This is a genomic window from Promicromonospora sp. NPDC060204 (genome assembly GCF_042728455.1).
Taxonomy (GTDB): Bacteria; Actinomycetota; Actinomycetes; order Actinomycetales; family Cellulomonadaceae; genus Promicromonospora.
In genome coordinates, this window is sequence record NZ_JBHWZO010000298.1 from 1 (window position 1) to 7,126 (window position 7,126).

Here is a 7,126-nt window from a genome sequence, read left to right on the forward strand (position 1 = left end):
GGGGGCCCCCCCGTAACCCGGGGGTTTGGTGGGGGGGGCGCCCCCGGCCGGCGGGCGCCACCGCGGGGTGGGTCTGTCCCCCCACAACATCCGGGGGGTCCATCGGCCCCCCCCGCTTCTCGAGCAGCGCGGTAGGTTCCGGCCTTGCCGGGGCCGTCCCGCCCTTGGCCACGTCAGCCCGCGTGAACGGTCTTCAGGGCGTCGCGGTAGGTGCGACCCTTGTAGGTACCGCACGTCGGGCACGCCGTGTGGGGCAGCTTGTTGCCCTGGCACTGCGGGCAGGTCGTGAGGGTCGCTGCGGTGGTCTTCCACTGCGAGCGACGCGCACGGGTGTTGCTGCGCGACATCTTGCGCTTCGGAACAGCCACGGCTAGCTCTCTTTCGTCTCGTCCGACACGCTCGTAGGTTCGAGCATGCTCTGTAGCGCCGACCAACGAGGGTCGACCACGTCATGGTGATGACCGGGGTCATCCGCCAGGCGGGCTCCGCACTCGGAGCACAGGCCCGGGCAGTCCTCCCGGCACAACGGTTGAAATGGTAGTGCAGTCACGACCGAATCCCGAAGCGAGGGCTCCAGGTCGGCCATGTCGTCCTCCAGCACGGACTCCTCGTCCTGGACGTCGTCGTCCCCCGCCTCGGCCGACGCGGCGGCCTTCTCGGGATAGGCGAACAGCTCGGTGACGTCGACCGTGATCTCACGGGAGATGTCGTCGAGGCAGCGGCTGCACTCGCCCTTGACCGTGCCGCGGACGGTGCCGGAGACCAGCACGCCCTCCATCACGGACTCGAGCCTCAGGTCCAGCTCCAGGTCAGAGCCTTCCGGGATACCGATCACGGCCGTGCCGAGGTCCGACGGCGCCTGCACGGTCAAGCTGTGCGTACGCATCGTTCCGGCACGCCGAGAGAGCTCGTGCGTGTCGAGCACGAGCGGCGATTTCGGTTCGCGGGAGATAACAGGCTCCGATAGGGCAGAACGAGGACAGCGTCCGGATGGACGATGAGGGGGGTGGACCGGCTCTCAGCCTCGCAGAGGAGGCTGACGCCAGGGGCCAAAAAGCAATCCTACGACATGGAACGGGCGGTACGCGCGCCCGTGCGGGGTGACGGGGCTCACGAGCCCGCGGCGGGCTGCCCCAGCGCGGCCCGCAGGGCCTCCGTGACTCCTGCCGGGACCAGGTCGTCGACCGGCCCACCGTGCCGCACGATGTCCTTGACCAGCGACGACGCGACGTGCGCGTACCGCTGGTCGCCCGGCAGGAAGATCGTCTCGACGCCCGACAGGTGCCGGTTCATGAGCGCCATCGGCTGCTCGGCGTCGAAGTCCCCGCCGCCGCGCAGACCCTTGACGACGGCGACCGCGCCGATCTCCCGGCAGAAGTCCACCAGCAGCCCGGGCACGACGGCGACCCGCACCCGGGCCAGCTGCGGCTCGGCCTCGGCCGCGGACGCCAGGGCCGCGCGCACGAGGCCGGCGCGCGTCTCCAGGTCCAGCAGGCCGGACTTGCCGGGGTTCTTCGCGACGCCGACCACCACGTCGTCGAACATCGTGGTGGCGCGGCGGACCACGTCGAGGTGGCCGAGCGTGATGGGGTCGAACGAGCCGGGGCAGACGACGGTGGTCACGCGCCCACGCTATCCGACGGCGCGGTGCCCGACGGCTCCGCGTAGTGGACCGCCGTCTCGCCGTAATCCTTCCGCGCGAACGGGGCCAGGCCCTGCGGCCAGGCAGGTTCCGGGGTGCGGGTCGAGCGCTCGACGACCACGACGGCACCGTCCGCGAGCACGCCCGGCGTCGCGAGGTGCGTCAGGACGACGGCGAGGTCGTCCTCGGCGAGGTCGTAGGGCGGGTCGAGGAACACGAGGTCGAGCCCGCCGGCCGCGCCGGTGTGGCCAGCCGCCGCGCCCGGCGCACCGGCGACCGCGCCCGCCGCGCCGACCGGGCCCGCTGTGCCGCCCGGACCCGCCGCCCGGCCCGCGAGCGCCGCCGCGTACCGCTCGGCACTCTCCGTGGTGACGCGCACCCCGGTCAGGCCGAGGGTGGCGACGTTCTTGCGCGCGACGTCGGCCGCGGCGCGCGCGCTGTCCACGAGGGTCACCGACACGGCGCCCCGGCTGGCGGCCTCCAGCCCGAGGGCGCCGGAGCCGGCGTAGAGGTCGAGCACGCGGGCGCCGTCGAGCACGTCGAGGTGCTCCAGCCGGGAGAAGATCGCCTCGCGGACACGGTCGCTGGTGGGGCGGGTGCCCTTGGCGGGCACCGCGATGGACCGCCCGCCCACCGACCCCGCGACGATCCTGGTCACGCCGAAAACCCTAACCCGCCCCCGACCCGTTGAGTGCTGGGTATCTGTGCTCCTGGCGCACGAGAACGCGCAAATATCCAGCACTCAGCGGGCTGGGAAGGGGGCTGGGGCGGGGTCAGGACCAGGGGGTGTCTATGTGGGCTACCACCGGGAGGTGGTCGCTGGCCGTGCGGGGCAGGGCGCGGACGTCCGTCACGGTGGCGCCGCGGGCCAGGACGTGGTCGATCTGCGCCACCGGGAACACCGCGGGGTAGGTGAACTCGAAACCGGTGGTCGGCGCGATGACGAGGTTGGTCAGCGGCGCGATCGCGTCGTCGGCGAGGACCGCGTTCAGGTCTCCGGCCACGACGACCGTCTCGTCCTTCTCGGCCTGGACCGCGTCCGCCAGCCGGAGCGCGGCGGCGTTGCGCTCCTCGGTCTCGAAGCCGCCGCTCCCGACCCGGACCGAGGGCAGGTGCGCCGCGTACAGCACGACGTTCGCGCCGTCGTGCTCGACCACCGCGCGCAGGCAGCGGTTCCAGGACTCGTCGAGGATGTCCACGGGCCGCACGCCCTTGAGCGGGTACCTGGACCAGATGCCGACCGTGCCCTCGCTCTGGTGGTACGGCAGCGCCTCGGTGAGCGCCTCGTCGTACTTCTCCGCCAGGTCGAACGGCACCTCGGTGAGCGTGACGACGTCGGGCTCGGCCGCGAGGATGACCTCCGCGGTGCCCGCCACGTCGGAGTTGGCGGCGTTGACGTTGTGCTGCACCACGGTGAGGTCGCCCGGGGGCATGGCCTCGGCACGGATCTGCGGCAGGAAGACCCAGATCCAGGCCGCCAGCGGCAGCAGGACGGCGAGGACCGCGAGCGCCGACCTCCGCAGCAGCGCGGCGAGGATGCCGAGCGGCACCGCGAGGCCGAGCCACGGCAGGAAGGACTGGACGAGGCTGCCGAGGTTTCCCCAGCGGTTGGGCACGTACTCGTGGCCCACGAGGAGCAGGGCGACCAGGACGGATCCGAGCGCGAGCAGTCTTCCGCGCTGCCACGCGGTCTTCGCGGGCCTGCCCGTGTGGATCGCGTGCCTCGCATCGACCGTCACGGGCGGGGACTCTATCGGTTGTATGTTTCGGGCGTAAGGAGTGGGTCATCCCGTTCGTGGTGGTCCCCGTCCCGGATCTGGCCGTCCGACCAGGTCAGAGCGGGTGAGGCACGGTCAGGTGCGCTCCAGGAACTCCTCCTGGTCCTCGTCGAGCTGGGCGCGGATGGCGCGCGCGAGCTCCGGGAACTCGGTGAGGTCGGGGGACGCCGCCACGACGTCGGCGGCCGCGGTGCGCGCCTCCTCGATGAGCCCGGCGTCCTTGACCACGCGGAGCAGGCGGAGCGAGCTGGCCCGGCCGGACTGCGCGGCACCGAGCACGTCGCCCTCGCTGCGCAGCTCCAGGTCGAGGTTGGCGAGCTTGAAGCCGTCGGTGGTCTGCGTCATGGCTTCCAGCCGCGCGAAGGCGGGCGTGCCCGGTTCGGCGTCGGAGACGAGGAGGCACAGCCCGGGGTCGCTGCCGCGCCCGACCCGGCCGCGGAGCTGGTGCAGCTGGGAGATGCCGAACCGGTCGGCGTCGAAGATCACCATGGCCGTGGCCTCGGGGACGTCCACGCCCACCTCGACCACCGTGGTCGAGACGAGCACGGGTGCCGCCCCGGAGGCGAAGGCGGCCATGGCGGCGTCCTTCTGGTCCGGCGGCATCTGCCCGTGCAAGACGCCGACCTCGATCCCGGCGAGCTCCGGACGCGAGCGCAGCTCCTCGACCACCTCGAGCACGGCGCGCAGCGGCGGCCGGTCGGCCGCGCCCGCGGCGCCCGGGTCGCCGAGGTCCAGGTACTCGGGCACGTCGTCGAAGTCCTTGGCCGGGACCTTGGCCTTCGCGCCGCTCTTCTCGTCGGTCTCCTCGTCCGGGTGGATCCGCGCGCACACGACGTAGGCGCGGCGGCCGGCGTCGACCTCCTCGCGCACGCGGGCCCAGGTGCGGTCGGTCCAGCGGACGTTCCCCGCGGGGACCGCGACGGTCGTGATGCCCGCACGCCCGGCCGGCACCTCCGTGAGGGACGACGTCTCCAGGTCGCCGAACACCGTCATCGCGACGGTGCGCGGAATGGGCGTGGCGGTCATGACCAGGAGGTGCGGCGACACACGCCCCTTGGCGCGCAGCGCGTCCCGCTGCTCGACGCCGAACCGGTGCTGCTCGTCCACCACGACGAGGCCCAGGTCGGCGAACTGCACCTGCTCGGAGAGCAGCGCGTGCGTGCCGACCACGATCCCGGCCTCCCCGCTCGCGGCCTGCAGGAGCGCCTCCTTGCGGGCCTTCGCGCCGAGCGACCCGGTCAGCAGCGCCACGCGGGTGCTGGCGCCCGCTCGCTCGGCACCGAACAGCGTGCCGCCGTCGGCCAGCGGGCCGAGCAGGGTGCGCAGGGTGCGGGCGTGCTGCGCGGCGAGCACCTCGGTGGGGGCGAGCAGGGCCGCCTGGCCGCCGACGTCGACCACCTGGAGCATGGCCCGCAGCGCGACCACCGTCTTGCCGCTGCCGACCTCGCCCTGCAGCAGCCGGTGCATCGGGCGGGGCCGGGCGAGCTCGGCCGCGATCTCGTCGCCGACCTCGCGCTGGCCGTCGGTGAGGGTGAACGGGAGGGCCGCGTCGAAGTCCGCGAGGATGCTCGGCTGCCCCGCGGGCAGCGGCGGGCGGGCGGTCGCGTCCTCGGCGGCGGTGCGGGCGCGGCGCTGTGCGAGCGCGGCCTGCAGCACGAACGCCTCCTCGAACCGCATGCGGTGCCGGGCCTGGTATGCCTCCTCCAGCGTCGCGGGCCGGTGCAGGCTGCGCAGGGCGGCGGCTCGTCCCGGCAGGCCCTGGCGCTGCCGCACCTCGTCGGGCACGGGGTCCGGCACGTCGGCGTCGGTCAACGTGTCCAGCACGACACGGAGCGCGCCCTGGACCTTCCAGCTCGGGATGCCCGCGGCGGCCGGGTAGATCGGGATGGGCTTGGTGGCGTGCTCCATGAGCGCCTCGTCGCTGTCGAGGTCGGACTCCTCGCCCATCAGCGTGAAGTCCGGGTGCGTGAGCTGGCGCGTGCCCCGGTACAGGCCGACGGTGCCCGTGAACAGGCCCTTCGCCCCCGGGACCAGCCGCTTCTCGTGGTTGTAGAGCGAGCCGCGGTGCTTGCCGAAGAAAGTGAGCGACAGCCGGCTGGTGCCGTCCGTCACCACCACCTCCATGAGCGCGCCGTTGCGGTTGCGCATGGGCCGCACGGTGGCCTGCTCGACCCGGGCGAGGATCGTCACGTGCTCGCCCACCTCGAGCGCCGCGATGTCGGTCAGCGCGCCCGGGTCGGCGTACCGGCGCGGGTAGTGGCCCAGCAGGTCGCCCACGGTCGTCAGCCCGAGCTTGCCCAGGGCGGTCGCGGTCCGCTTGTCGAACGCCCGCTCCAGACGCTCGTCCACCCGGTCGCTCATGCGTCCGCCTCCGGTTCCGGCGCGGCGATCTCCACGCCGAGCTGCACCCCGTCGCCCGGGTGACCGGTCGCCAGGACGACGAGCTCTGCGTCCGGCACGCGCCCGGCGAGGACGGCGGCGAGCCGGTCGGGCAGGTCAGCGGGCACGCCGGCGTCGAGCAGCGCCGTCACCACGGTGGTCTCCGGTCCGGCGGCCCTCTCCAGCAGGTCGACGGCGGCCGCGGCGGACGTGGCGTGGACGGTCAGCCCGGCGAGGGCCTCGCCCACGACGGCGTGCGCGTCGACGGGGTCGCCGCCCAGGTCCGGCAGCCCGACCGGCAGCAGCGTGCCGAGGGCCGCCAGCGCCACGACGGCGTGCACGTCGGTGGCCGACGGCACGGTGATCAGCTCGTCGACGTCGAGGTGCGCACCGCCCCCGGCGGTCACCTCGGGCGCACCCAGGAGCAGCACGCGCCGGGCGCCGGTCGAGGCGGCGGCCCGCTCGACGTCGTCGGCCACCAGCGGCTCGACGGTGGCGCCGACCCCGCCCGTGAGAAGGACGACGGCGCCCGCGTGCGCGAGCTCCCCCGCCAGGCCGGGCGCCGACGTCGCAGCCACCACGCCCCACTCGTGCTGGCCGGCCGCCGCGAGGTGTCGCACGTGCACCTGTGCGAGCGTGCCCGCCCGCGCGGCGTCGGCCGCGATCACGAGCGCCCGGTCGAGGTGGTCGGTGTGCACGTGGGCCTGCCAGACGGCCGTGCCGGTCCCCGCGTCCCCGCCCACGACGACCACCGAGTCGCCCACCTCCGCGAGGGCGCCGCGCAGCCCGGCGGCGACGGTGTCGGCCTGCTCGCCGGCGGGGCCGGTGAGGACGAACATGAGCTCGAGGGCGCCGGAGCCGGCACCGTGCGGCTCGGCCTCGCCGTCGGTCACCGACGACACGGCGTCCGCCGGGTCCGGCGCGCTCGGCAGCGCACCGGCGTCGAGAAGCTGGTCCAGGGTCACGGCATCCATGCTGCCGCGCACCACTGACACTCCGCCCGCGCCCGGGTCACCGGCGGCCGGCCCGCGAGCTCCCGCCGCACCGGCCGCCGCACCAGCCTCCGCCCCGGCCGAGGCACCCGCCGCCGCGACGACCAGCGCGTCCAGCACGAGTACCAGGCCCAGCGCGCCGGCGTCGAGCACGCCCGCGGTGCGCAGCACGTCGAGCTCCTCCCGGCTGGCCCGCGCGGACGCCCGGGCCGCGGCCGCCGCGGCGGTCACCACGGGCAGCGGCCCGGCGTCGGGCCCGGCGGCGCGCGCGGCCGCCCCCGCGGCGTCGGCGGCCGAGAGGATGGTGCCCTCGGCGGGCACCGCCACGGCGGACC

Annotated in this window: 7 protein-coding genes; all 7 read right to left on the reverse strand. The window is 74.6% G+C overall.

What is annotated here, in order from left to right:
- Positions 1 to 173 precede the first annotated feature (173 nt).
- The gene (rpmF, locus tag ACFWEJ_RS25360) at positions 174 to 368 is read right to left on the reverse strand and encodes a 50S ribosomal protein L32 (RefSeq protein ID WP_108495103.1); all 195 of its coding nucleotides are present in this window, start codon (positions 366 to 368) and stop codon (positions 174 to 176) included.
- A gap of 2 nt (positions 369 to 370) precedes the next feature.
- Complete coding sequence (locus tag ACFWEJ_RS25365) at positions 371 to 886, reverse strand: YceD family protein (RefSeq protein WP_377231947.1); 516 nt, start codon at positions 884 to 886, stop codon at positions 371 to 373.
- A gap of 224 nt (positions 887 to 1,110) precedes the next feature.
- Entirely contained in the window at positions 1,111 to 1,623 is a 513-nt protein-coding gene (gene coaD, locus ACFWEJ_RS25370) for a pantetheine-phosphate adenylyltransferase (RefSeq protein WP_377231948.1), read from the reverse strand.
- On the reverse strand, positions 1,620 to 2,300 hold the full coding sequence (locus tag ACFWEJ_RS25375) for an RsmD family RNA methyltransferase (RefSeq protein WP_377231949.1): 681 nt from the start codon (positions 2,298 to 2,300) through the stop codon (positions 1,620 to 1,622). Before ACFWEJ_RS25375 ends, coaD begins: the two co-directional genes overlap by 4 nt.
- 115 nt (positions 2,301 to 2,415) lie before the next feature.
- Positions 2,416 to 3,381, reverse strand: coding sequence for an endonuclease/exonuclease/phosphatase family protein (locus ACFWEJ_RS25380; protein WP_377231950.1), 966 nt, complete (start codon positions 3,379 to 3,381; stop codon positions 2,416 to 2,418).
- Between the two features lie 114 nt (positions 3,382 to 3,495).
- On the reverse strand, positions 3,496 to 5,781 hold the full coding sequence (locus ACFWEJ_RS25385; protein ID WP_377231951.1) for an ATP-dependent DNA helicase RecG: 2,286 nt from the start codon (positions 5,779 to 5,781) through the stop codon (positions 3,496 to 3,498).
- The coding region (locus ACFWEJ_RS25390) for a DAK2 domain-containing protein (RefSeq protein WP_377231952.1) at positions 5,778 to 7,126 on the reverse strand (1,349 nt) is incomplete at its 5' end. The genes ACFWEJ_RS25390 and ACFWEJ_RS25385, both read right to left, overlap by 4 nt.

Bases quoted from the DNA above. Each gene is read 5' to 3' on its own strand.
- ACFWEJ_RS25365 (WP_377231947.1), bottom strand. From the start codon at position 886: ATGCGTACGCACAGCTTGACCGTGCAGGCGCCGTCGGACCTCGGCACG.
- ACFWEJ_RS25385 (WP_377231951.1), bottom strand. From the start codon at position 5,781: ATGAGCGACCGGGTGGACGAGCGTCTGGAGCGGGCGTTCGACAAGCGG.